Below are 24235 nucleotides of genomic sequence, written 5' to 3' on the forward strand. Positions count from 1 at the left end.
CGAACAACCCCCGAACCGGCCCGCATACAGCGGGCATGCCGGATCGACCGATCGCGCCCCGAACGAGTTATATTCTAATCACACCGCGTCCGCTGAAAAGGGGACTCTGGGCAGGAGCGCGGAATGTGGAAAAAGGACGCGACAACGGGAGAGCCCGGCACCGGGCCGTTGGCTCCCGAATCGCGCCCGCGGTCCATAGGCCCGCGCCGTTACTCGTTACTCATTCGGCCGGCTTGTCCGCGTCGGATGGCGCGGGCGCCGGGGTCTCGGTCTCCTCACTGGAATTAGAGACGATCGCAGGCTCTTCGGGTTCGGAGACTTCGGAAGTTTCCCCAACATCAGAACTCACGGCACCCTCGACCCCTTCTGCAACTTCCCCGGTCTCCGCGGTGGCGACACCCTCCGCGCCCTCACCGCCCTCGGCTGCCTGTGCTTCCGCATCGGCCTGAGCCTGTTCCGCGTCGACCCGGGCCTGCTCTTCGGCCTGGCGCCGCTCGTCTTCGACGCTCTGCTCCATCACGTCCGCGTACTCTTCCGCGTACATGACGACCTCGTCGGACTGGTCCTCGGGGAGCCCCGAGAACTCGGCGAGACCGGCCGCGTCGATGCAGGTGATGTCGTTGTAAGAGAGGAACCCTTCTTCGATGAGCACGTTCGTGAGTTCGAGCGAGGCGTTCGGGAGCTGCCCGAACCAGCGCTCGGCGCGCTCCAGCGATTCCGCCAGTTCGTCGTGCGTCATGATCTCGATGTCCCAGCCCACGAGCTTGGACGCGAGCCGCACGTTCTGCCCGCGGCGCCCGATGGCGAGCGACAGTTGGTCGTCGGTCACGAGCACGATGGCCCGGCCGAGGCGCGGGTAGGTGAACACGTCCGAGATCTGCGCCGGCTGGAGCGCGTTGGGGATGAGCACCTGGAGCGCGTCGTTCCAGCGCACGATGTCGATGCGCTCGCCGTTCAGCTCCTCGATCACGTTCTTGATACGGCTCCCGCGCACCCCGACGCACGCACCGACCGCGTCCACCTTCATGTCGATCGAGGTGACCGCCACCTTGGACCGGTACCCGGCCTCGCGCGCGACCGCGCGGATATCGATGATGCGCTCGTCGATTTCGGGGATCTCTTCCTCGAAGAGCGCCTTCACGAACTCCGGGTGAGCACGAGACAACACGATTTTAACGCGGTTACCCTGCTTGCGCACTTCCATGACGATCGCCTTGACGCGCTCGCCGACGTGGTGCGTTTCGCCCGGGATCTGCTCGCTCCGCGGCAGCAGCGCCTCGCTCTTACCCAGTGAGACAATGGCGGTGCCTGCGTCCACGCGGGTCACGGTGCCGACGAGAAGTTCGTACTTCTTGCCGGTGAACTCGTTGTACACCGTGTCCGATTCGGCCTCGCGGATCTTCTGAATAATCATCTGCTTGGCCGACTGCGCCGCGATGCGCCCGAGCGTAATCGGGTCGAGTTCCTGGTCGCCGTACTTGGCGACGATGTGCCCGGTCGCCTCGTCGATGCTGACGAACACACCCTCTTCCACCTGGAAGTGCCGTTCCGCGGCCACCTGGATCGCGGACGCGATGCCTTTGAAGATCACGTCCTTGGCGATTTTCCGCTCTTCGTGGAGCTTGTCGACGAGTTCGAGGATCTTGGTCCCCGTGTTGTCGACCTTCTCTTTTTCTTTCTTGATCGCCATGCTCATGGCCCTCGGCGGGGTGCCGGCGAAAAACGCCGACACCGGCTGGGATTACGCTCCACGCCGCGGTTGTCGGGTGCGGCCCGGGCGGTCGAATGCGACCGAAGGGACCGACGCCCGACAACCCGACGCGGGCGGCCCGAAGCCGGTGCATCGTTGGTGTGGTTGTCACCCGTATTGTTGCGCCCACTGAGCGCGGAAGCAAGAGGGGCAGTTGAGAAAAAATATCAGAAGAACTGAGCAGCACTTTGGTAAACGACCGGTATGCACCGGTTAGTGAGAACCGGCGCCCGTTAAACCCGGAAATCCTGGTACGGCTCGCCGTTTGCACAACGCGATCACACAAGGCCCAGTTTCAAGAATGGGACCAGTTATGATCGTTGTTTTAATGGGTGTATCGGGTTCGGGTAAATCGACTATCGGCAAGATCCTCGCCGAGCAGCTCGAGTGGACGTTCGTTGAGGCCGACGATTACCACCCGCCCGCGAACGTCGAAAAAATGCGCCGCGGACAGCCTCTTACGGACGAAGACCGGCGCCCGTGGCTCCGCGAACTCCGGGACCGGATCGACGCGGCGTGCGCGCGAGGTGAGAACGTCGTTCTGGCCTGTTCCGCATTGAAACATGCGTACCAGGACTACCTGGAGCGGAACGAACCAGAGTGTGTACAGTACGTGTACCTCCACGGTTCGGAAGAACTCATTCGCCAACGCCTCGCGGCCCGCAAGGGCCACTTCATGAACCCGACGTTGCTCCACAGTCAGTTCGAGGCGCTGGAACCACCCGCGGACGCGATCCGCGTCGACATCGCCCCCGCGCCCGAAGTAATCGCGGCGGAAGTGAAGAAGAAACTCGGTTTATGAGATGTGGGCGCTTGTGGTCGCGGGCGCCGCGTGACTGCGCGTGACGGGCCGTGTAAGATGCTGCGGTACTCGAATACGATCGCATTCCGTTAGTTCAGAGGTTTTGCCTCGTCGCCCGGCCCACCGCACTCGGCCGCGCGAAACCGGTGAGGTACAAGGGCAGGTATGGCCAAGGAACTCGACCGCGGCGTGCTCACCGGGATCTGGCTCCTCGCCGCCCTCGTCGTTATCAACGCCGGCATCTCTTACTGGAACACGCGCAAGGTCCGCGACGACGCGCGCCAGGTGGCCCACACACAAGAGGTGCTGACCGCCCTCGGCGCCGTCCGCGCCAGTGCGTGCGACATCGAAGCGGCCCAGCGCACGTTCATTCTGACTGGCGCGGACCGGGACCGCGCGTCGTTTCAGAACGCCCAGAGCCAAACCCGGGCGAAGCTTACCCGGCTCGCCGAACTCACCGCCGACAACCCCGACCAACAGGCCCGAATCGCGGCCCTCGGCGCCCACATTGATCGGGCCGTCGCTCGACTCAGCGCGACGGTGGCCGTGCGCGACGCGCGCGGCCTTGAAGCCGCCAGGGAGATCGTCGCGAAGGGCGAAAGCCGGCAACTGCTGGACGACGCGGATCGTACTGCCAACGAGATCGAAACGACCGAACAAACGCTCCTCCGCGAACGGGCGATCGAAACCGAACGGGCGTACCTTCACGCGCGCCTCTTCGGGGCCGCGTCCGCGGTATTCGGGCTGACCGCGGTCGGGATGTTCGTTTGGTTGCTCCGGCACGGTACCCGGGCACGCGAGGTCGCGGCCGCAAAAGTGTGGGAGCAGCGCGAGTGGTTGCGCACCACGCTCGCGAGCATCGGGGACGCGGTCATCGCGACCGACCCCGCGGGGAACATCACGTTCCTCAATTCGGTCGCCGAAACTCTCACCGACTGGCCCAACGGCACGGCGGTCGGGCGCCCGCTCACCGAAGTGTTCCGGATCGTCAACGAATCGACCCGCGGGCCGGTCGAGAACCCGGCGCTCCGGGCGCTCAAGTCCGGCACGATCGTCGGGCTCGCGAACCACACGATTCTGATCGCGAAAGACGGCACCGAGTACCCGATCGACGACTCCGCCGCCCCGATCCGGACCCCCGACGGGCGCGTGGTCGGGGCCGTTCTCGTGTTCCGCGACATCACCGAGCGGAAGCGCGAAGAGGGCGAGCGCGAGCGCCTCGCCGAAACGCTCCGGCTCGCCGTGGCCGCCGCGGACCTCGGGACGTGGGAGTGGGAGCCCAAAACCGACCGGGTCGCACTCTCCGAGCGCACGATCGAGATTCTCGGTACGGCCCCGGGGCCGTACCACACCCGGGAGTGGATGCGGAGGGTGATTCACCCCGACCACCGGGACCGGGCACGAAACGAGGCCGCGCGCGCCGTGTCCACTCGGGCCGATTACGACATCGAGTACCCGCTCGAGCGCGACGCCTCGGTCTGGATTTCGGCCCGCGGGCGCGGCGTGTACGACGAGTCCGGGGAACTGGTCCGGATGCTCGGCGTGGTGCAGGACATCACCACTCAAAAGAACACCGAATCGGCACTGCGCGAGAGCGCGAACCAGCAGCAGTTTCTGGCGGAACTGGCCACGAGGACGCAATCGATACCCGGGGCCGGCGAGGTGATGGCCGCCACCGCCCGGCTCCTGGCCGAATACCTGAACGCGGACCGTTGTGCCTACGCGGAAGTGGCCGACGAATCGGTGTTCGTCGTGACGGGCGATCACACACGGGGCGTACCGAGTATGGTCGGGCGATGGCCGGTCGCGGCCTTCGGCTCCGAGTGCGTGCGCCAGATGCTCGCGAACGAAGCCTACGTCGTCAACGACACACACACCGACCCGCGGATCGGGATCGCCGACCTACCCGCATACGAGGCCGCCGCGATTCGCTCTGTGATCTGCGTACCACTTCACAAGGTCGGGCAATTCACGGCGGCGATGGCCGTACACCAGAAAACCCCGCGATGCTGGACGCCCGCGGAAATTCAGCTCGTCACGACCGTGGTCGGCCGGTGCTGGGAAGCCCTTGAGCGCGCGCGAGCGGCCGAAGCCGAACAGCGGCTCCACGCGGAAATTCTCGCCGAGCGGGGGCAGTTGGCCGAAGTGTTCCAACACTCGCTCTCGTTCATGGCCGTTCTGCGCGGGCCGGCCCTCGTGTTCGAGCGGGTCAACGATCGCTTTTCCGAACTGGTCGGCAACCGGGACGTGATCGGCCAGGCGGTCCGCGAAGCCGTGCCCGAGGTCGAGGGGCAGGGGTTCTTCGAGATCCTGGATCGCACATATCGAACCGGAGAAACGTATGTCGCGACGGACGCACGGGTCATGCTCCGGACCAAAGACGGGGAGCTAGAAGAGCGGATTCTGGAGTTCGTTTACCAGGCGATGCGCGACGCGACCGGCGCGATCTCCGGCATCCTCGTCCAGGGCATTGATCTGACCGACCACAAGCGCGCGGAGGCCGAACTCGCCCGGGTGACGGCCGCGTCCGAGCGGCGCCGGCGCCTCTACGAAACGGCCCTGTCGACCACCCCGGACCTCGTGTACGTGTTCGACCTGGAGCACCGGTTCACCTACGCGAACGAAGCCCTGCTCGCGATGTGGGGCAAAACCTGGGACGAGGCAATCGGTCTGACCTGCCTGCAACTCGGGTACGAACCCTGGCACGCCGCCATGCACGATCAGGAAATCGAGCAAGTGGTTGCCACGAAGCGCCCGATCCGCGGAGAGGTGCCGTTTACGGGAACGAACGGGCGCCGGATCTACGATTACATCTTCGTCCCCGTCATCGGCGCGCAGGGCGAGGTCGAGGCGGTCGCCGGCACCACCCGCGACGTGACCGATCGGCAAGCGATGGAGCAAGAGTTACGAGAAACCGACAAGCGCAAGGACGAGTTCATTGCGCTCCTGGCGCACGAACTGCGCAACCCGCTGGCCCCGATCCGTAACGGGCTACAAGTCTTGCGCTTGGCGGGGAACGACGCGAACGCCCAGGAGCGCACCCGAGTCATGATGGACCGGCAGCTCTCGCACATGGTGCGCCTAGTCGACGACCTGCTCGATGCGTCCCGAATCGGCCGCAACAAGCTGGAGCTGCGCTGCGGGCGCGTCTCACTGTCCGAAGTGCTCGCGAGCGCGATCGAAACGGCGCGCCCGCTCATCGACAGCACGGGACAGGAATTAAGCGTCTCGCTCCCGGCCGAATCAATCCCCCTCGATGCCGATTTGACGCGGCTCGCGCAAGTCTTCAGCAACTTGCTGACGAACAGCGCCAAATACACCCCACGGGGCGGACAGATTACCGTGTCCGCCGAGCGCAACGGCGGGGAAGTGGTGGTGGTAGTCCGGGACACGGGAATCGGTATTCCCGCCCGTTCACTCCCAAGCGTCTTTGACATGTTCTCCCAAGTGGATCGGTCGATCGAGCGCAGTTCGGGTGGACTCGGCATCGGTTTGGCGCTCGTTAAGGGCCTGGTCGAGATGCACGGCGGCACGGTGACGGCCGCGAGTGAGGGACCGGGGAAGGGTAGCACGTTCACCGTTCGATTGCCGGTCCCGGTCGGCCAGTCGGAACTACCTCCGGAAGCGCCCACAAATGCTCCGGCATCGGTCAAGCACCGGCGGCGCGTGCTCGTTGTGGACGACAACCGCGACGGAGCCGAGTCGATGGCCGAGATGCTCGGATTGTCGGGAGACGAAGTACAAACCGCTCACGACGGCCTGGAAGCGGTGACCGCGGCCGAGGAGTTCCGGCCCGAATTGATTCTGATGGACGTGGGGATGCCGAAGCTCAATGGCCTCGACGCCACCCGGCACATTCGGTCGCACTCGTGGGGGCGAGAGATGATTATCATCGCGCTCACCGGTTGGGGACAAGAGAACGACCGGGAGCGGTCGCGCGAGGCGGGATGTGACGGGCACTTGGTGAAGCCAATGAACTTTTCCGAACTCGATAAACTGCTGAACACGCTGGACGCGAAGCGGAAATGAAATCGCTCGCGCCAATTAGCGCGAGCGATGAGGTTACCCGCGTTTCGCGCGCCGAGCCGGGGGCTTCGGGGGAGTTCGCTTACTCGTTTTGGCCGCCAAGCGCTTGTTAGCCGGCGTTCCTCCAACCGCTGCGCCGGCTTCGGCCGGCAGTTCCTCTTCGTCCGGAGTTTCGTCCTCGTCGAGAGGACCACTTCCCATCGCTCCCTGGAGGGCCGCGTTGTTTATCGCGCCGCTGCCCACGGTCGTCCCGGCCAGCCCACCGACCGCGGCCCCACCGCCCGGGGTACCTGCCGCGTGAGTGTCGCTCGAATCCGCACCCAGATCGCGACCGACAACGCGCTGGGGCTTTTCTGTCCGGGATTCGTGCCCCGGTTCCCCGAGCCACTCCGCGGGGCGCCCGTCATTAACGTTCACAGCGCGCCCGGACTGTAGCATCTCAGCACACGCGACACAGTGGCGAGCATAGGGTAGCGCGCCGAGTCGGGCGGCCCCGATGTCGCGCTTACACTCCTGGCACCGGCCGTAGGTGCCTTGTTCGATGCGGTCCAGAGCGGCGACGGCTTCGTCGCGGATGTACGTTTCGTTTTCCAGGAGTGTCGCGTCGAGTTCCTGTGAGAACGTCCCGGTGCCGAGGTCGGCCAAGTGCATCGGGGCGTTCGACACCCCGCCCCCGCTTTCCCCACCCAACGGCACGCGGACTTCGGCTTCCAGGGAAGCCGCCGTAGCTCCAACGCGATCCACCAACTCGCCCAAGAGCTTCCGATATCGATCAAGTTGTTGCTTGTTCATGGAGCACTCCACCAGTTGTCTATCAGAGCGCTTGTGGTGAAGCAGTAATCGTGCCTCGTTCCGAGAATAATAGCGGTGCAGAGTGCGAACCCGAGTTCCCTTCGGTCGAGTGAACTCGGTACGAACGTCGCGTACTTCAACTTGTCCCGCACGTATCGTCTGCTTAGACTTCCAGATAGTACAGAACCCAACTCCAAATACTCATGCTTCGCGGAGAACCTCTCAAATGGCCACGGACACCACCTTCCGCGGGCACGTTTACGACAACATCACGCAGACGTTCGGCAACACGCCGCTCATCCGACTCAACCGCGTTGTGGGCGACGCGAAAGCGACCGTCATCGGGAAGCTCGAAAACTTCAACCCGTTGTGGTCCGTGAAGGACCGCATCGGGGTCGCGATGATCGACGCGGCGGAAAAAGCCGGGAAGATCAAGCCGGAAACGCTCATCATCGAGCCGACGAGCGGAAATACCGGGATCGGGTTGGCGTTCACCTGCGCCGCACGCGGGTACAAGCTCGCGGTGACGATGCCCGAAAGCATGTCGCTCGAGCGCCAGCGCATTCTGAAGGCGCTGGGCGCGAAGCTCATCCTAACGCCGCGCGAGTTCGGTATGAAGGGCGCGGTTTCGCGCGCGATGGAGTTGTTCCAAGAGGCGGGCGGCGAACCGAAAGCGTTCATCCCGCAGCAGTTCAAGAACCCGGCGAACCCCGAGATTCACCGCAAAACGACCGCCGAAGAAATCTGGCGCGCGACCGGCGGTACGATCGACATCCTGGTGAGCGGCGTGGGCACGGGGGGTACGATCACCGGGTGCGGCGAAGTGCTGAAGGCGCGGAAGTCGTCGGTGAAGTGCATCGCGGTCGAGCCGACGCAAAGCCCGGTGCTGACCCAGCACATCGTCGACGGCGTTCCGAAGGACCAGGTGAAGCCGATCGGCCCGCACAAGATCCAGGGCATCGGCGCCGGGTTCATCCCGGACGTGCTGAACACCGCAATCATTGACGAGGTCGTTCAAGTCACCGACGACGAGGCCTTCGAGATGAGCCGGCGCCTGGCGCGCGAAGAGGGGATGCTGTGCGGCATCTCCTGCGGCGCGGCGGCCGCGGCCGCGGTGAAGGTCGCCCAACGGCCCGAGAGCGCGGGCAAGGTGATCGTGGTGATCCTGCCGGACCTCGGCGAGCGCTACCTCAGCACCGCGCTGTACCCGCAAGAGTAACGGCGAGCACCGAAGCGCGAGCGCACCACATCTTTTGCCGCTCGCGCTTCCAAACGTGTTGTTGCTCTTGATATGATCGGAGTATGAACGAGCGCCTCGCATTTCTGCACGCGATCCGCGCTAACCCGGACGACGACACCGTTCGGCTCGTGTTCGCGGATTGGCTCAGCGAACGTGCCGATCCGCTCGGAGAGTTCATTCGCGTTCAGATCGAACTGGAACCGATCCGCTTTAGTATCGGTAACCCGCGCGCGGTCGAACTTCACGCGCGCGAAGACGAGCTACTTCGCAGGTACGGAGACGAGTGGATCGGCGCGGCGGCGCACTTCCCCAACCCGACGGACTTCGGCCCGGTGTTTCGGCGCGGGCTTCCCGACTATGCGTGTCTGGCGCTCGATACGTTTTTGACGCACGGTGACGCGCTTCTTACGGCGTTTCCCACGCTCCGCGAGGTCGCGCTGTACGGCCTCGCGAACAGGTGCTCCGAGTTAACGTTGTGCCCGCTCCTCGCGAAGCTCGACGCCCTCGAAATCGCCGACTGGCTAACAGAAGACGACGCGATTTCGCTCTCGGTTTCCCCGCACCTCGATCGGATCGCGCGCTTCAAATTGTGGATCGGCGGCGAGCCGTACTTTCTGCGCGAACTGGTGAAACAAGCCGGCGCGACGTGGCCGCGCGCGATCGACTTGGTACAGGTCTGTGGGGGCACCGGGTGCTTCACGCGCTACGAGGTGACACGAGCCCGTGAGCGCGACGCGGAAGCCGATTCCATCGCGGGTGAAGCCAACGAAGCGTGCGCGCGCGAACTGGTTCGCGTGGTGCGCCCGTTTGAACGCTTGTTTCCGCTCGACGGCACGTTGAGCGGGAGCTGCTGTGCCGGTCACCTTCCGGACGGAACCCCGGTACTCGCGAGCGGGGGCGCCCACCACTGGTTTCTTGCCACGTTCACGGAGGGTGGGAACTGTCGGGGCTTCAGTTCTCGATTGAATGACGTTCGTTACCTCTTTCGCGCTGGGACCCGAGAGTTCTGGCTGGAACGCGACGCGGCGTTTCAAGAGTGGGTGCAGGAAGACCTCCGGTTGAAGCCCGGTCTCATTTGGGTCCGTGAGTTCGACGAGTCGGACCTGCGAGTGGCGCTGTGGCCGCGACACATCCGCGAGTACATCGGTGATCCGAGCCCGCACCGCGAGGCGACCACGACCGGGTCCGAGTTCGATTGGCAGAACCGGGGCGGGGAAGCACGGGGGTGGCTGGAGTACCGAAACTTCGTCATTGACAACAGCCGGGAGACTTGGGCCACCTGGCGCGGACAGCTCTACCACCTTGAGCTCTAAGCGCCCTTCTTGCCACTTCGGTACTTCGCGCGGCGGCCGCCGATCCGCTACAATGCTCACCATCACACCTCGCGGGTGCCGTTGAGCCGGTCGGGACGCGAACCTGTCCCGGCCCAGGAACCGGTGCCGACCACGGAGACCTCTCAAATGCCCAGTCCGTTCCCGGGAATGGACCCGTACCTCGAAACGCCGAAATTGTGGCCCGCGTTCCAGCACCAGTTGCTCGCGTGCCTCTACCAGATCCTCCTCCCGGGGCTTGTGGACCGGTACCGCGCCCGCGTCGGCACGCGCACCTACGTTTCCGAAATGCCGCTGTTCACCTCGATCATCCGGGAGCAGTTCGCGGAGGAGTACATCGAGATCCGGAACCGCACCGACGGGAAGCTCGTCACGCTGCTCGAAGTGGTCGGCCCCGCGAACAAGACCACCCCGGCCGGGCGGCAGGCGTACCTCGACGCGCGCCAGCAGGCCGTGGCACAGCGGGCCGGCATCGTTGAGATCGATCTCATCATGCAGGGCAAGCCGATGCTCACGTACTCGCGCGACGGGCTGCCGGAGTACGACTACGCGGTCACCGTAACGCGCTCCAACGCGCCCGACCGCTACGAGATCTACACGTCCACACTCCAGAAGAAGCTGCCAAAATTCAAGCTCCCGCTCGCGGCCGATGACCGCGACGCGCTCCTGGACCTACAGGCCGCGTTCGCGCGCGCCTACGATCTCGGCACGTTCGGCAGCCAGATCGATTACAAGAATGCCCCGCCGCCCGACGTGCCTTTTACCGATGCGCACCGCACGTGGTCCGATGAGTTGCTGAAACAGATGAAATTGCGCTGATTGTTGAGACGGGCGTGTTCTAAAGTCTCACGACTTCAGCGAACCCTAACACGGCACCGGGCACCGCCGACACGCACCTCAAATTTCTCGCTCCGCGTTAAACGAAGCGGCTTGCGTCGGGAATACCCTGACGCGCTCCCGAGCCCCGCCACATCCCTCACCAAAAAAACTCTCGGCTAACGCGCGAATTCTGCGCTGTCTAGCATAATTTTATCGCTTTGTGGTTGACGGGCGGTCGGCTTTTGTGGCTAGTATCTGTTATCCGGGCAAATCCGGATTAAAATCGTGCGATAACTGAACCCGAGACGCGCTGGCTCGACGCCCACCCACACGACTCGCGGTGACAGGACGTCGAGGCGCGAGAATGGATCGCTCCGCGCGAAGGATCGCCAGCCGGCTTACACGGAGTTCGTTAGCCGTGGAAACTTCCGCGTATCATTCGCTCCCGATGACGGCTTCGTACCAGCCCCCGTTCGCCGCGCCCGTGCCCCTACCGCTCTTGCAGCGGTTACTCACCCGGGGCGTGATCGCGAGCGAGGATTACGAAGGGCTGAAGCCCGACGACCGGCAGGCCGTGGACCGCGCCGCGACCGACGATCTGCTGATCGATGCCCTCGTCCGCACGCGCCTCTTAACCGAATTCCAGGCCCTCAAGATTCGCTCGGGTCGGCTCCACGCGCTCGTCCTGGGCAACTACCGGCTGCTCGATCACATTGCAACGGGCGGTATGGGCATCGTGTACCGCGCCGAGCACCGGCAACTGCGCACGGTCGTCGCGGTGAAGGCGCTGCCCCCCTCTGCGGACGTGACCCCTCGCACGCTGGCGCGGTTCTATCAAGAAGCGCGCTCCGTGGGGAAACTGAAGCACCCGAACATCGTTGCGGCCATCGACGCGGGCGAGGAACCGGCTTCCGGCCCGGACAGCCCGGCGCAACCGTATTTCGTGATGGAGTACCTCCAGGGCGTGGACCTGGAACGGGCTGCGTCTGCCGCGCCGCTTCCTGTTGGCCTCGCATGTCAGATCGCGCACCAGGTCGCGGACGCGCTCATCGAAGCGCACCGGCTCGGACTCGTTCACCGCGACATCAAACCGAGTAACGTGCTAATCACCGCGGACGGGCAGGCCAAGCTGCTCGACTTCGGGCTGGCGCGGCTCCCGGGCGAAGAACGGATCACGCGCACCGGCGCGCAGCTCGGCACCGTGGGTTACATGGCCCCCGAACAGACCCGCAACGCGCACGCGGTAGACGCACGCGCGGACGTGTTCGGCCTCGGCTGCACGCTCTATTACGCGCTCACGGGACAGGCCCCGTTCACCGACGTGATCGCGACGTTCGGACCACCGCCGTCCGCCCGCACGCAGCGATCGGAAATTCCCGCCGGTCTGGACGCGGTGCTCAGTCGGATGATGGTTGCCGAAGTGGACCAGCGGTACCCGACGGCCGAAGCCGCGATGCGGGCCTTGCTCCCGTTCCTCCCGAACACCGCGGTCGCGCTACCCGTCACTGCCGCTCCGTTCGTGCGCCCGGCCGCCTCCATCGACAGCAAATCGGCGACCACGCACACGGCCCCCGGGCGCATTCTCATTGTGGACGACCAGCAGGACATTCGCCGCCTGTGCCGCGTCGCGCTCGGGGCCGACGGGCTGGTGTGCGACGAAGTGGGGAACGGGCCGGACGCCGTCGCGCTCGGCTCCGCGACCGCTTACGACCTCGTGCTCCTCGACGTGGACCTGCCGGGCTTCAGCGGGGAAGAGGTGCTCCGGCGCCTGCGCCAGCGCCCGCCCACGCGAAACCTCAAAGTTCTCATGTTCTCCGGTGCGGCGAGCGGGGACGAACTGTCCCGCATCATGCTCGCCGGGGCGGACGACTTCCTCACCAAGCCCTTCAGCGTCGTTCAGCTCCGCGCCCGCGTGAAGGCCGCGCTGCGGTTGAAGGAAGCCCAGGATCGCTCCGACGTTCTGAACCGTGAGCTGCTCACCGTGAACGCGGAACTGGAGCAAGCCGTGGAAGCGCGCGACGGCGAACTGATCCGTGCCCGCAACGGGTTGGTTCTGGCGCTCGCGAAACTGATCGAGCACCGGTCCACAGAAACCGGCAAGCACCTGCTCCGGCTCCAGCGCTACTGCCGCGTGCTCGCCGAAGCCGTGGCCAGCGTCCCCGCGTACACGAGCACGGTGGACGCGAACTTTATCCGAATGCTGGAAGACGCGGCCCCGCTCCACGACATCGGCAAGGCCGCGCTGCCGGACCACATTTTGAACAAGCCGGGTCCGCTCGATTCGGGCGAGCGGCTCATCATGCAGGCCCACACCACGATCGGTGCGGACACGCTCCGCGAGGTGGCGCGCCAGCACTCGTTCGCGACCGCGTTTCTACACGTCGCCATCGACATCGCCCGGTGCCACCACGAGCGCTGGGACGGGACCGGGTACCCGGACCGGCTCGTGGGCGAGAGCATCCCGCTCGTCGCGCGGCTCCTCGCGATCGCCGACGTGTACGACGCTCTGCGGAGCCGGCGCGTGTACAAGCCGGGCCTGTCGCACCACACGACGGTGCTGACGATGACCGAAGGATCACCCGGCCACTTCGACCCCAGCCTGCTGGACGTGTTCGTGCGAATTGCCCCGCAGTTCGACCGCATTTTCCGCGAGTTTGGCGAGTAGTCGACCGGGTTCGTTTTCACATCTGTGCTGCTCAGAGTCGCGTGCACCTTCACACCGATTTCACGGTGTTCGCGGCTATTTCAACTTCGACGAGCGGTATCAATTAGGTTCCATAGCCACGCCTTCCGTCATCTTTTATTGCCTCCCGCGCCAGGAGTACGTCCATGCCCCACCCGCGCTCGGGTCGTTCGGCATTTACTCTAATCGAACTGCTCGTCGTGATCGCGATCATCGCGATTCTCATTGGTTTGTTACTGCCCGCGGTGCAAAAAGTGCGCGAGGCCGCGGCCCGCATGAGTTGCTCGAACAACATGAAGCAACTCGGCTTGGCCGCCATGAACTACGAGAGCAGCTACGGGAAGCTACCGCCGAGCCTGATTGTGGAACTGGGCGCGGCCCCGGGCAGCCCCGGAAACGCCGGCTACCCGTACCCCGGCATCGTTCACTCGTGGGCGGCGAACTTCCTGCCGTACATCGAGCAGGGGAACGTGAGCCAGCTCTACAACATGAGCTACCCGTGGTTCTCTAGCCCCTCGGTTGTGCCGGGCACCCCGGACAACGTGGGTGCACTGCGGAACCAGATCAAGACGTTCCTCTGTCCGTCCGCTCCGGGCGGGAACACGCGCACGGTGAGCGGCACGTACAAGTTCGTCGCCACGTTCCCGTACCAGAACCTCGCGGTCACCGACTACGCCACGAATAGCTCGATCAACCCCGGCTCGATCACGTTCTTCGGGTACCCCGCGGGAACGTCGCAGACGCAGTTGTTCAGCGCGATGCGGCCGCAACTGCGAGGGGCCGGGCTGCCGCTGATCTCCTACCCGGCAATGGAACCGTTCACGATCGTCGCGGTCACCGACGGCACGAGCAACACCATTCTGCTGTGCGAGAGCGCCGGGCGCCCGCAGTTCTTCGTCGGCGGCGTGCTCAACTCCTCGAAGACGCTCAACGACGGCGGCTGGGGGCACCACGAGAACGACTACGGCCTGGACGGGGCTGTATCCAAGACGGACACCTCCAGCCCCGGTAACTGTGTCATCAACTGCCACAACGACAACGAAACGTATGCGTTCCACACTGGCGGTGCGAACCACGTCTTCGCCGATGGGAGTGTGCGTTTCGTCAAGGACTCGATCAATCCGCAGACCTACGCGGCGCTCATCACCGCCCAGGGTGGCGGGATGACCACGGCCGAAGTCAGCCCCGGCACCGACTGATACCAGCATGGGGATTCCCGGGAGCGCGAGCGCCTTGCTCGCGCTTCACCGAAAACGAGCGCGTTCTGCGCCGGTCCCATCAGGATCGGTGCGGTGGTACTTCCGCACTCAACACATCAAATTCAACAATCATCATGACGCGCCTTTTTTGCGCCGGGATTTGTCTCTTCGCTCTCGCCGGGTGCGGCGGCACGGGGAAGCCGGACGCGCTCCCGTCGGGCGGGAAAGTGACGTTCAACAAGACCACGCCGCCCGTTGGGGCGCTGGTGGTGTTCCACCCCGTGGACCCCGCGTTCGAGAAACGGATCGGCGGCAAACCGTTTGGGAAAGTGAAGGACGACGGCACCTTCGCGCTGACGACCTTCGCCGAGGGTGATGGCGCCCCCGAGGGCGAGTACGGCGTGACCATCGATTGGCGCCCGCCCGCGAAGGAGAACAAGGCGGGGTTCTCGCTTACCGAGGGCTCGGCCGGCCCAGCCAAACTCAAACCGAAATATGGGAACCCGCAGCAGCCGTTTATCAAGGTGACGGTGAAGAAGGGCGACACCAATCAGTTCTCGTTCGACGTGGACTGAGTGCCCCGTTCGCGCGCGACTCGGCGCCGCCGCGGTCCAATCTTTCGATCGGCGTTGCACCGAGTCGCGCGCAACGTAAGATGGAACAATCGCGCTCCGCCCGCGCCTCTGTTTCCCTCGCTTCCCGTTTCGCGGGAAAGGCACTTTGATGGCCAAACTCGACCGCCGCGCACCCGACACGTCCGACATCAACCCCGCCTGGAAGCTCCACGACGCTTTCGAGACCTACGGGGTCAAGAACTGGGGTAAGGGTTACTTCGGGATCAACAAGCAAGGGCACGTCACCGTTCACCCGGACAAGAACTCCGAGCGCAGCATCGACCTCAAAGACCTCGTCGACCAGATCCGCACACGCGGCATCCAGCCGCCCCTCCTGCTCCGCTTCACCGACATCCTCCAGCACCGCATCGGCGAGATCGCGGGTGCGTTCGAGAAGTCCCGTACCGAGTACGGGTACACGGGCGATTACCACTGCGTGTACCCGATCAAGGTGAACCAACAGCGGCACGTCGTCGAAGAGGTGCTGGGCTTCGGTAAGGGGCACAATTTCGGTCTGGAAGCCGGTAGCAAGCCCGAACTGCTCGCGGTGCTCGCGCTCACCAACGGCGTGGACACGCCCATCATCTGCAACGGGTTCAAGGACGACGAGTTCATCAAGATGGTGGTGCTCTCGCGCAAGATCGGGAAGAACATCATCCCGGTGGTCGAGAAGTTCACGGAACTCGAGTTGCTCGTCAAGTACATGGAAGAGCTGGGCGTGCGGCAGCCGATCGGCGTGCGCGTGAAACTCGCGTCGCGGGGGTCGGGCCGGTGGCGCGGGAGCGCCGGGTACCGCTCGAAGTTCGGGCTGACGCTCACGGAAGTTCTCGAAGCCTACGAATACCTGAAGTCGAAGGAATTGGGCGATTGCCTGCAAATGACCCACTTCCACATGGGGTCACAGGTGTCGGACATCCGCAAGGTGAAGGACGCGCTGTCCGAAGCGGCCCGCGTGTATGTCGAACTGTACCGCCTGGGAGCCGGGCTGAAGTACATCGACGTGGGCGGCGGCCTGGGGATCGACTACGACGGGTCGCAGACCGCGTTCGAGAGCAGCACGAACTACACGCTGCAAGAATACGCGAACGACGTGGTGTACCGGATCAAGTCAGTGTGCGATGAGGCGGGGGTACCGCACCCAGCAATCATCTCCGAGAGCGGGCGGGCGGTGGTCGCGTACCACTCGGTGCTCGTGTTCGACGTGCTCGGCACGTCCGACTTTGATAAATGCACCGCCCCAGATTCGCTGCCGGACGACGCCCCAGAGCCGATCCGCGACCTGTATTCCAACTTCCGCGAGCTGAACAAGAAGAACTTCCTGGAGTTCTACCACGACGCCGTGGACCAGATGGAGAAGACGCTCTCGCTCTTCAACTTGGGCCACCTCACGATCGAACTGCGTGCGCTCGCGGAGCGGCTGTTCTGGGCGTTCGGGCGCAAGCTCCAGCGCATCGTGCGCGACCTCGACTACGTGCCGGAGGAGCTGAACGGTTTGGACAACATGCTCTCGGACACCTACTTCTGCAACTTCTCGGTGTTCCAGAGCATGCCCGACTCGTGGGCGATCAAGCAACTCTTCCCGCTGATGCCGATCCACCGGCTCACGGAAGCCCCGACGCGGCGTGCGGTGCTGGGCGACATCACCTGCGACAGTGACGGCAAGATCGACCAGTTCATCGACCTGCGTGACGTGCGCAGCACCCTCGAACTGCACACACACAGCCCGAACGAGCCGTACTATCTGGGCGCGTTCCTGCTCGGTGCGTACCAGGAGATCCTGGGCGACCTCCACAACCTGCTCGGCGACACGAACGCGGTCCACGTGTCGATGGAGGACGACGGCACGCCGAGCATCGACTCGGTGGTGAAAGGCGACACCGTGACGGAGGTGCTGAACTACGTGCAGTACAGCGCCGAGAAACTGACCGATCGAATGCGCAAGGACGTCGAGAAGGCGGTGAAGCACTCGCGCATTACCGCGGCCGAAGCCCGGCACTTCCTGCGCTTCTATGAGAACGGGCTGGAGGGGTATACTTACCTCGAAGAGCCGAGCGCGTAACGGCCGACGGGGGCAGTGAAATGACCGACGTAGTGAAGAACGAACCGTTGCGGATACTCGTCGGTCCCAAGGGCGGTACTCTGTTGTGGCTGCCTTACGCGCAACTCGACCAGGTTCGGGCGCTCTTGGACCTACACAAGGTCGCCTACTGGTGGAACGAATGGGTTTACGGCACCGAGGGGAAGAACCCGGTTACGAGCATTAGCCTCAGTCTCAACGAAGACCCGAACCGGGTACAAGCACTGCTCGATGCCACGCCCTGACGGAGTCGGCCGTGTCGCTCGTCGCCCACATCCACGCTCTTCGCGATCAAACACTCGCCGAACTGAACGCGGTCTTCGACTACTTCTATTACAGCGAACTCGCCTGGGGGTTAGCCGGGCGCGAGTTCGCGACCAATCCGGCACAGTCGTACCAGAACTCCGCGACAGGAACGACGGTATCCGGGGCGCAGTTGGTCGCGCTTGCGGCGGACTACACCGGTAAACAACTGCTGGAAGCCACGTTCCAGCAATTTCTTTCCACATTTGAGGTGTTTATCGGCGATCTGCTCCGACTCTGGCTCACCGCGCACCCGCGTGCGATCGGTGGCAAAACGGTGGAACTCAAAGACGCCCTGGACGCGGGCGACTTGGCAACCCTTATTGCGCGGCTCGTCGACCACGAAGTTGCAGAAGTGACTTACAAGTCGCCCCGGACAGTCTTCCAGTACCTCGAGCGCCGGATCGGGTTACCGCTCCCGACACCGGCGGAGATCGATCAACTTGCGGAGGCCAAGGCGACGCGGGACGTCATCGTTCACAACCGCGGAGCAGTCGATGCCGGGTATCTCTTCAAGGCCGGAGCACTGGCGCGATTCGCATCCGGTCAACGGGTCGATATTCCGAAACCGTACCACCGGGCGGCGTGGGTGCTCGTGGCGAAGTTGGTTACCGATATCGCAAACGCCGCAGTTGCGAAGGTGCCGTAAACGGTATCCTGGAGGGCCACTGGAGGCTCGCGTGGTACCGTTTCGTCTCACATTCACGTTGTCGCGCCGGCAGCGGCTCGCGGTCGAACTCATGCCGTGGCTGCCGGCGATTGCTGCGTCTCTCGGCTTCACGATCGGGGCCGCGTTTCTCGCCACGAACGCTTCTCCCCGGTTCCTTCTCCTGTTGTTGATTCCGCCCGTTGTGTACCGCGGGTTGATCGCGTTCGTCTTTGATTTGGTCGTCCGCGGCGGGCTACCAGTCGAAGTGTCGGTGGACGAAGCACACTGCGAAATAGCCACCCGCGGTTCGCGGCGCACGTTCGCGCTTGCTGGGATTTTCCAAGTCTTTAAGGCCGGTGAAACCTGGACCGTGCTGCACCTCGACGGTTCCGTACTGACCATTCCCGCGAACGCCGTCACTCGCGAGCAAATCGATTATCTGAGATCGTTCGCCCAGCGCGCGGCATCTGCCCGTGTCGAATCGCAAAGCTGAACGCGGCGCTTGCACCGACGCGCCGAGCGGGGTACTCTCGCCTTCACCCGCCGCTCCTTCCCTCCCCAACGGTGCTGCAATGGCCCGCAAATCCTCGCGCCGCGATTTCCTCAAACGGTCCGCGCTCGCCACAACCACCGCGTTTAGCGCGCCGATGGTTCTGTCTGCCCGCGCGCCCAACGAGAAGCTCGGGATCGCGGTCATCGGGTGCGGCGGTCAGGGTGGTGGGAATCCCGGCATCGCTGCGAGCGAGCGCCTCGTCGCACTCGTGGACGTGGACGAAAAGATCATCGCGAACACGATCAAAGGACTCGGCGACAAGGCCAAAGACCCGCCGGTGTTCTTCGATTACCGGAAGATGTTCGACAAGCACGCGCGGGACATCGACGCCGTTCTGATCGCCACGCCCGATCATCACCACGCACCGGCGGCGATTCGGGCTATTCGGCTCGGCAAAAGCGTGTTCTGCGAGAAGCCGCTGACGTGGTGCATCTACGAGGCCCGCACGCTGGCGACCGAAGCAAAGAAGTACAAAGTCCACACGTCGATGGGGAACCAGGGGCACGCGGGCGAAGGGTATCGCCGGCTGTGTGAGTATATTTGGGCCGGGGCAATCGGGGACGTGACTGAAACGCACAGCATGTTGAGCCGGAACTTCGGTGGAAAAGGCGGCCGACCGAAGGGCGAGAACGTGCCCGACGGGTTGCACTGGGACGAATGGCTCGGCCCCGCGAACGAGCGCGACTACCACGGCGGGTTACACCAGTTCGGCTGGCGGAACTGGTCCGAGTTCGGCACCGGGGTCATGGGCGACATGGGTTGCCACGTACTCGATGGCGTGTTCTGGGCACTCAAACTTGCCGAGGCGAAGAAATTCACCGTCGAATGTGTGTCGCAGACCGGCGGAAGCAGTGAAATGTTCGCCCAGTACAACCACTTGCGGTGGCAATTCGGTCCGCGCGGTGCGATGCCGGCACTGACGGTCAACACTTACGACGCCGACTGGCCCAAAGACATTAAGGCGCTGCTCTACGACCTGAAGGACCGACAGGACGGCGGGACCGTGTACGTCGGCACGAAGGGCGTGATGGTCACTGATACCTACGGCGGCAACCCGCGCCTGTTGCCGAAGGACAAGCACGACAAGTTCCCGCCCCCAGCGAAGACGATTCCGCGCTCGAAGCACGGAGTAAAAGGCGATCTGCTCGCGGCGTGCAAAGGTGGGGAGGAGCCGAGTTCGAGCTTCGACTACGCCGGCCCGTTCACCGAGTTCGTACTCACGGGCGTGATGGCGAGCCGCGTCGGTGCGGGTAAGCGGATCACGTGGGACGTGGAGAAAATGTCCGCCGACTTGCCGGAAGCAAACGCACTCGTGAAGCGCAACTATCGCAAGGGCTGGGAAGTGTAGCCGAGGTCGCACGGTTAACGGGTATCCGAGCGGGATATCCGTTTTCGCCGGCGGGCCATTTGTGCCCGCGCCGATTTGAGCGCCGCGGCGCAGTCTTTCGCCATCGCGAAGGCTTCCTCAAGTGTTTCGGCTTCTGTGTCGAGCCCTGGAATGAACGGAGCAGTAACCGTGAATCCTCCCTCCTCAGCGACTTCGAGCACAAGGACCATTTTCCCGTCCGTCGCCGTGTAGCGCATCGATTTCTTTGCCACGTTGTTCTCCCCGTTTGTCTGGAGTAATAGCGTAAAGAACGACGAAACTCGCACCCCGCCTTTGATCCCGCCGGAACCCGCATAATGGAACTTGCTGATCTCGCGTGGCCCGCTGTCGCTGCGCTGCCGAAAACCACTCCCATCATCTTCCCCATCGCGGCTCTTGAACAGCACGGAAAGCACATGCCGGTGTTCACCGATTCGCTGCTTTTGGGCGAGGTGATTCGCCGAGTGAAGCTCGCTCTCGTGGCCGAGAAGTGCCTGTTCAGCCCACTCCAGTGGCTCGGCAACTCGCACCACCACCTCGATTTCCCGGGCACGCTGTCCGGCTCGCCGCGCGCGTACCTCGACACACTCAAAGACCTCGCGACGTGCTTCATGGCGCACGGGTTCACGCGCATCGTCTTCGTGAACGGTCACGGCGGTAACATCACACCGAGCCAGCAGGCACTCTTCGAGTTGAAGCAAGACCACCGCGACCGGCGCGACCTGCTCCTCCTGTCGCTCACTTACTGGGACTCGGCCGGTAACCCCGCTGAGAAGATCCCGGGCCTGGTGCAGCAGCGAATGGGGCACGCCTGCGAATGGGAAACGTCGATGGTGCTGCGCCTGAACCCGAAGCTCGTTGTCGGCGACGTTGCTCAAGTGCCCGAGGTTCCGTTCGGGCGCGAGTTCGCCCCCGGCTACCGCGCGTGGGTGATGCCCGACCGCAGTGAACCCGGGCACATCGGTTCACCGGCCGCCGCGACTGCCGAGAAGGGCGAAGCGCTGTTCGCGCACTTCGCATCGGGCGTAGCCGCGTATCTGGAGCGTGTTGTGGAGTGGGACGGGAGCTGGGACCGGTAAAGCTCACCACCAATCACAACCGCGAGACTCGAAGCACGGAAACGATTCATGCGTACCCCTGATTCCGCACTCAGCTCCCCCCACTCTTCGTCGCCCTGGAGGTGGTGGGTGTGCGGAGCGATGATGTTCGCCACGCTCCTGAACTACATGGACCGGCAGGTTCTGCCGCAAATCGCCACGGAGCTGAAAAGCGCCTACGGCCTCGACGACGCCCGGTACGGTCAGATTGCCGGAAACTTCGCTCGGGCGTTCGCGCTCGGGTCCATTTTCTTCGGCTTCGTCGCCGACCGCATCGGCCCGCGTTTGCTGTACCCGATCGTGCTCATCGGGTGGTCGATAGCGGGGCTCGCGACCCCGATGATGCGCGATGAAGCCCTGACCGCTCAGTTCGCGCGACCGGACGAGCCGGGAAGTGGGTCTTATTACTGGTTGCTGTACTGTCGCACGCTCCTCGGGTTCTTCGAGGCCGGGCACTGGCCCTGCGCGTTGCTGACGGCGCGCCAGATCCTGACGGCGCGGGACCGGCCGCTCGGTAACGGCTTGCTCCAGAGTGGGGCGTCACTCGGTGCGATTCTGGTTCCGCTGTACGTGATGGCGGTGCGAAACCTCGGCGGCGGATGGGAAGTCGCGTTCTGGACGATCGGCGCCGCCGGGCTGCTGTGGGTTCCGGTTTGGCTCGCACTCGTGCGCCGCGGATCGCTCGATCAAGCCCAGCCGGTCGAAACAAGCGAAAACGAAGGCGAGTACCTCCCACCCGCCCCTGTCTCCATCCCAGAAGCGCCGTTTCAATGGGGACCGTTCATTCGCATCTATCTCACGCTGTTCGCGGTCATCCTGGGGATCAGTGCGAGCTGGCAGTTCATTCGCGAGTGGCTCCCGAAGTTCCTGAAGGAATCGCAGGGATTCTCCGCGGACGCGGCCGACGTGATCGTTCCGGTTTACTACATCGCGGCCGAACTCGGGTGCTTCGCGGCCGGGTTGTTGGTGCGGTGGTTGGTTACCCGCGGGCGCGAGGTCCATTCCGCGCGCGTCACGGGCTACGCGGTGTTCGCGCTCGTAACAGCGTCCGCGGCGCTCGCGCCACTCATTGGCGGGTGGGTCGGTGTGGGGCTGATTGTTCTGGCCGGCGCGGGAATTCTCGGGCTGCACCCGTACTACTACGCACTCGCGCAAGAGCTGCCCGCGAAGCACATGGCCCTGCTCTCGGGAATTCTCGCGGCGGCCGGGTGGTTCGCGGTCGGGGAGTTGCAAGAGACAATGGGGGCGCGCATCAAAGCGACGGGGAACTACAACATCGGCTTCTACATCGCGGGACTGGCGCCCATAGCGGGACTCGTTGCGCTGCTCGTGCTGTGGAAATCGGCGCCACAGCACGAGCGGCGCGACGAGGTCATTTGAGCTCAATGTCCAGAGATTTCGTGTTGTCCCCGATCGTGTACTTCAGGTCCGACTTGTCCGGGTCTTGGTACTTCGCGGGGAGCTTGACCGGAGGTTTCGCGGCCGGCCCGCCCTTGCCGTCCGAGGACGAGGACGATTGCGGCGCTTCTGTGATGCCGACGCGGACCTCTCCGGGCACCACGTCCGTGAGCGTAAACGTCCCGTCCGCCCCGACCCGAGCCGTCGCGAACGCCCCGTCGGTCCCCACCACGCGCAGGATGCCCGAGGTCAATCGCTCGCCCTTGTACGAAACCGTGCCAGTAACCGTCAGTTTTTTCACGCCGCCCTTCGAGCAACCCGCCGCAAGACAGGCCACGAGCACCCCGAAAGCGAACGCGCGGATCAGTGGTTTCATCTGAGTTGTGTGTCTCACTGTGTTGTGTGAAAGAGGACCGGCGCGAGATCGAACCGCGCCGGCAGAACTTCGTTACGAAGACGTGTGCTTACCAGTCGCCCCCGAGCACCAGGCCGTCCCGCGGCCAGATCGCCCGAACCCACGTAGAACCGGAAACGCCCGACGACACCTGGCGCACGCTGCCGTCCATCAGCCCGACCTGGCACCCCGCCGCGTCCATTGCCTGGAGCAGGTACGGGTTGCAGTTCGCGATCGTGGGCTGAATTTGCGGCGTGGCCGCGGTGGAGTTGGCGTCCGGGTTGATCGTGTTGTTACTCATGATGCGCGTGTCGAAGTACGGCCCGCGCTCCCAGCGCCACGTCACGTTGTAGGCCCAGAGCTTGTTGTAGTACTGCGATCCCATCGTGGTGTCCGTTTCGCCGGTCCCGCACACGCCGTACTGCTCACCGAACCCGACCGTGTTCGAGGTGCCGTCGCCGATGCCCTGGAGCGTCATGCGCGAGTTCGTGTCGCCACCGCCCGGGACGCCGAAGATGGCGTGGTTCGCGGCGTAGTTGCAAATGCCCCACGTCCCGCCGTTGCTCTCCCGCCACGCTTCCGGCGGGTTCGACGTGTCGCGCGGCGACAGGTACGTCTTGATCTTCTTCGAGCCGGCCGAGGCCGCGCCCCCGTTCCACGCCCCGCCGTTAGCTACACCTAAGCTGTACACGTTGTCCTGCTCGATGTACGGGAGCAGGAAGAAGTGAACCGAAACCCAACCGTTCCCCGGGGGGAGCGGGCCGGCGAGGGGCGGGAGCTTGGAGTTCGCGTCGTGGTAGCTGTGGTTCGCGAGGCTGATCTGCTTCAAATTGTTCGCGGACTGCATGCGCGCGGCGGCCGCTCGAACTTTCTGGACCGCGGGGAGGAGCAGGCCGATCAGGATCGCGATAATCGCGATCACGACGAGCAACTCGATGAGAGTAAAGGCGCTTCGTCGTTTTAGTGACTGTGTGTAACCGAAGGAAAAGACAGGAGAGATCATAAACGCTCCGGAGATGAAAACGGAACGCGCCCGGGGCAATACGATTGGTGCCACGGGCGCGGGCGCAATTGGGCGGAAGTTTCCCGTATTATCGGTACTCCAGGTGTCCCGGGCCAACAGGCAATACCGAAAAACTTTA

Annotated in this window: 20 protein-coding genes; 15 read left to right on the plus strand and 5 right to left on the minus strand. The window is 64.1% G+C overall.

Going from position 1 to position 24235, the window contains the following annotated elements; translation table 11 throughout:
* Nucleotides 1-220: 220 nt before the first annotated feature.
* On the minus strand, nucleotides 221-1690 hold the full coding sequence (gene nusA / locus VT84_RS36205) for a transcription termination factor NusA (RefSeq protein ID WP_082842962.1): 1470 nt from the start codon (nucleotides 1688-1690) through the stop codon (nucleotides 221-223).
* Nucleotides 1691-2063: 373 nt separating this feature from the next.
* Here nusA and VT84_RS36210 point away from each other — a divergent pair, with 373 nt between their 5' ends.
* Nucleotides 2064-2552, plus strand: a complete 489-nt coding sequence (locus VT84_RS36210; RefSeq protein WP_082842963.1) for a gluconokinase — start codon at nucleotides 2064-2066, stop codon at nucleotides 2550-2552.
* Between the two features lie 165 nt (nucleotides 2553-2717).
* Complete coding sequence (locus tag VT84_RS41550; protein WP_082842964.1) at nucleotides 2718-6581, plus strand: PAS domain S-box protein; 3864 nt, start codon at nucleotides 2718-2720, stop codon at nucleotides 6579-6581.
* A gap of 33 nt (nucleotides 6582-6614) precedes the next feature.
* On the opposite strand, the gene VT84_RS36220 is transcribed toward VT84_RS41550, so the two are convergent.
* Nucleotides 6615-7370 (minus strand): TraR/DksA family transcriptional regulator, encoded by a 756-nt coding sequence (locus VT84_RS36220; protein ID WP_052550021.1) that lies wholly within the window; start codon nucleotides 7368-7370, stop codon nucleotides 6615-6617.
* A gap of 226 nt (nucleotides 7371-7596) precedes the next feature.
* On the opposite strand from VT84_RS36220, the gene cysK reads away from it, so the two are divergent.
* The 11 genes from cysK to VT84_RS36275 all read left to right on the plus strand — a co-directional run bounded on the left by cysK (nucleotide 7597) and on the right by VT84_RS36275 (nucleotide 20186).
* The gene (gene cysK, locus VT84_RS36225; RefSeq protein ID WP_052550020.1) at nucleotides 7597-8589 is read left to right on the plus strand and encodes a cysteine synthase A; all 993 of its coding nucleotides are present in this window, start codon (nucleotides 7597-7599) and stop codon (nucleotides 8587-8589) included.
* An 83-nt stretch (nucleotides 8590-8672) separates the two neighbouring features.
* Entirely contained in the window at nucleotides 8673-9923 is a 1251-nt protein-coding gene (locus VT84_RS36230) for a TIGR02996 domain-containing protein (protein ID WP_082842965.1), read from the plus strand.
* 147 nt (nucleotides 9924-10070) lie between these two features.
* The gene (locus tag VT84_RS36235) at nucleotides 10071-10760 is read left to right on the plus strand and encodes a DUF4058 family protein (RefSeq protein ID WP_052550016.1); all 690 of its coding nucleotides are present in this window, start codon (nucleotides 10071-10073) and stop codon (nucleotides 10758-10760) included.
* A 418-nt stretch (nucleotides 10761-11178) separates the two neighbouring features.
* Entirely contained in the window at nucleotides 11179-13425 is a 2247-nt protein-coding gene (locus VT84_RS36240) for a protein kinase domain-containing protein (RefSeq protein ID WP_052550014.1), read from the plus strand.
* A gap of 164 nt (nucleotides 13426-13589) precedes the next feature.
* Entirely contained in the window at nucleotides 13590-14642 is a 1053-nt protein-coding gene (locus VT84_RS36245) for a DUF1559 domain-containing protein (RefSeq protein WP_082843510.1), read from the plus strand.
* A 134-nt stretch (nucleotides 14643-14776) separates the two neighbouring features.
* Nucleotides 14777-15217 carry a hypothetical protein gene (locus tag VT84_RS36250; RefSeq protein ID WP_082842967.1) on the plus strand — a complete coding sequence of 147 codons (441 nt, stop codon included), beginning with the start codon at nucleotides 14777-14779 and terminating at the stop codon, nucleotides 15215-15217.
* A 148-nt stretch (nucleotides 15218-15365) separates the two neighbouring features.
* Nucleotides 15366-17315 (plus strand): biosynthetic arginine decarboxylase, encoded by a 1950-nt coding sequence (speA, locus tag VT84_RS36255; protein ID WP_052550009.1) that lies wholly within the window; start codon nucleotides 15366-15368, stop codon nucleotides 17313-17315.
* A gap of 20 nt (nucleotides 17316-17335) precedes the next feature.
* Entirely contained in the window at nucleotides 17336-17578 is a 243-nt protein-coding gene (locus tag VT84_RS36260) for a hypothetical protein (protein WP_052550007.1), read from the plus strand.
* A gap of 11 nt (nucleotides 17579-17589) precedes the next feature.
* Nucleotides 17590-18285 carry a hypothetical protein gene (locus VT84_RS36265; RefSeq protein WP_082842968.1) on the plus strand — a complete coding sequence of 232 codons (696 nt, stop codon included), beginning with the start codon at nucleotides 17590-17592 and terminating at the stop codon, nucleotides 18283-18285.
* Between the two features lie 31 nt (nucleotides 18286-18316).
* Entirely contained in the window at nucleotides 18317-18778 is a 462-nt protein-coding gene (locus VT84_RS36270; RefSeq protein WP_052550003.1) for a hypothetical protein, read from the plus strand.
* 79 nt (nucleotides 18779-18857) lie between these two features.
* Entirely contained in the window at nucleotides 18858-20186 is a 1329-nt protein-coding gene (locus VT84_RS36275) for a Gfo/Idh/MocA family protein (protein ID WP_082842969.1), read from the plus strand.
* Between the two features lie 14 nt (nucleotides 20187-20200).
* On the opposite strand, the gene VT84_RS41555 is transcribed toward VT84_RS36275, so the two are convergent.
* The gene (locus VT84_RS41555; protein ID WP_239465957.1) at nucleotides 20201-20620 is read right to left on the minus strand and encodes a type II toxin-antitoxin system HicB family antitoxin; all 420 of its coding nucleotides are present in this window, start codon (nucleotides 20618-20620) and stop codon (nucleotides 20201-20203) included.
* Here VT84_RS41555 and VT84_RS36285 point away from each other — a divergent pair.
* Together VT84_RS36285 and VT84_RS36290 are read left to right on the plus strand one after the other, a co-directional pair.
* On the plus strand, nucleotides 20522-21283 hold the full coding sequence (locus tag VT84_RS36285) for a creatininase family protein (RefSeq protein WP_052550001.1): 762 nt from the start codon (nucleotides 20522-20524) through the stop codon (nucleotides 21281-21283). The genes VT84_RS41555 and VT84_RS36285 overlap by 99 nt on opposite strands.
* A 48-nt stretch (nucleotides 21284-21331) precedes the next feature.
* Nucleotides 21332-22681: an MFS transporter gene (locus tag VT84_RS36290; protein WP_082842970.1), complete on the plus strand. Its 1350-nt coding sequence runs from the start codon at nucleotides 21332-21334 to the stop codon at nucleotides 22679-22681.
* On the opposite strand, the gene VT84_RS36295 is transcribed toward VT84_RS36290, so the two are convergent.
* Complete coding sequence (locus VT84_RS36295) at nucleotides 22674-23075, minus strand: hypothetical protein (RefSeq protein ID WP_052549997.1); 402 nt, start codon at nucleotides 23073-23075, stop codon at nucleotides 22674-22676. The genes VT84_RS36290 and VT84_RS36295 overlap by 8 nt on opposite strands.
* 88 nt (nucleotides 23076-23163) lie before the next feature.
* Complete coding sequence (locus VT84_RS36300; protein WP_082842971.1) at nucleotides 23164-24096, minus strand: DUF1559 domain-containing protein; 933 nt, start codon at nucleotides 24094-24096, stop codon at nucleotides 23164-23166.
* Nucleotides 24097-24235 lie beyond the last annotated feature (139 nt).

The organism is Gemmata sp. SH-PL17, assembly GCF_001610855.1.
Taxonomy (GTDB): Bacteria; Planctomycetota; Planctomycetia; order Gemmatales; family Gemmataceae; genus Gemmata; species Gemmata massiliana.

What these genes read in the sequence shown, in the direction of transcription:
- nusA (WP_082842962.1), bottom strand. Translation starts at nt 1,690, where the DNA reads ATGGCGATCAAGAAAGAAAAAGAGAAGGTCGACAACACGGGGACCAAG.
- VT84_RS36210 (WP_082842963.1), top strand. Translation starts at nt 2,064, where the DNA reads ATGATCGTTGTTTTAATGGGTGTATCGGGTTCGGGTAAATCGACTATC.
- VT84_RS41550 (WP_082842964.1), top strand. Translation starts at nt 2,718, where the DNA reads ATGGCCAAGGAACTCGACCGCGGCGTGCTCACCGGGATCTGGCTCCTC.
- VT84_RS36220 (WP_052550021.1), bottom strand. Translation starts at nt 7,370, where the DNA reads ATGAACAAGCAACAACTTGATCGATATCGGAAGCTCTTGGGCGAGTTG.
- cysK (WP_052550020.1), top strand. Translation starts at nt 7,597, where the DNA reads ATGGCCACGGACACCACCTTCCGCGGGCACGTTTACGACAACATCACG.
- VT84_RS36230 (WP_082842965.1), top strand. Translation starts at nt 8,673, where the DNA reads ATGAACGAGCGCCTCGCATTTCTGCACGCGATCCGCGCTAACCCGGAC.
- VT84_RS36235 (WP_052550016.1), top strand. Translation starts at nt 10,071, where the DNA reads ATGCCCAGTCCGTTCCCGGGAATGGACCCGTACCTCGAAACGCCGAAA.
- VT84_RS36245 (WP_082843510.1), top strand. Translation starts at nt 13,590, where the DNA reads ATGCCCCACCCGCGCTCGGGTCGTTCGGCATTTACTCTAATCGAACTG.
- VT84_RS36250 (WP_082842967.1), top strand. Translation starts at nt 14,777, where the DNA reads ATGACGCGCCTTTTTTGCGCCGGGATTTGTCTCTTCGCTCTCGCCGGG.
- speA (WP_052550009.1), top strand. Translation starts at nt 15,366, where the DNA reads ATGGCCAAACTCGACCGCCGCGCACCCGACACGTCCGACATCAACCCC.
- VT84_RS36260 (WP_052550007.1), top strand. Translation starts at nt 17,336, where the DNA reads ATGACCGACGTAGTGAAGAACGAACCGTTGCGGATACTCGTCGGTCCC.
- VT84_RS36275 (WP_082842969.1), top strand. Translation starts at nt 18,858, where the DNA reads ATGGCCCGCAAATCCTCGCGCCGCGATTTCCTCAAACGGTCCGCGCTC.
- VT84_RS36285 (WP_052550001.1), top strand. Translation starts at nt 20,522, where the DNA reads ATGGAACTTGCTGATCTCGCGTGGCCCGCTGTCGCTGCGCTGCCGAAA.
- VT84_RS36290 (WP_082842970.1), top strand. Translation starts at nt 21,332, where the DNA reads ATGCGTACCCCTGATTCCGCACTCAGCTCCCCCCACTCTTCGTCGCCC.
- VT84_RS36295 (WP_052549997.1), bottom strand. Translation starts at nt 23,075, where the DNA reads ATGAAACCACTGATCCGCGCGTTCGCTTTCGGGGTGCTCGTGGCCTGT.
- VT84_RS36300 (WP_082842971.1), bottom strand. Translation starts at nt 24,096, where the DNA reads ATGATCTCTCCTGTCTTTTCCTTCGGTTACACACAGTCACTAAAACGA.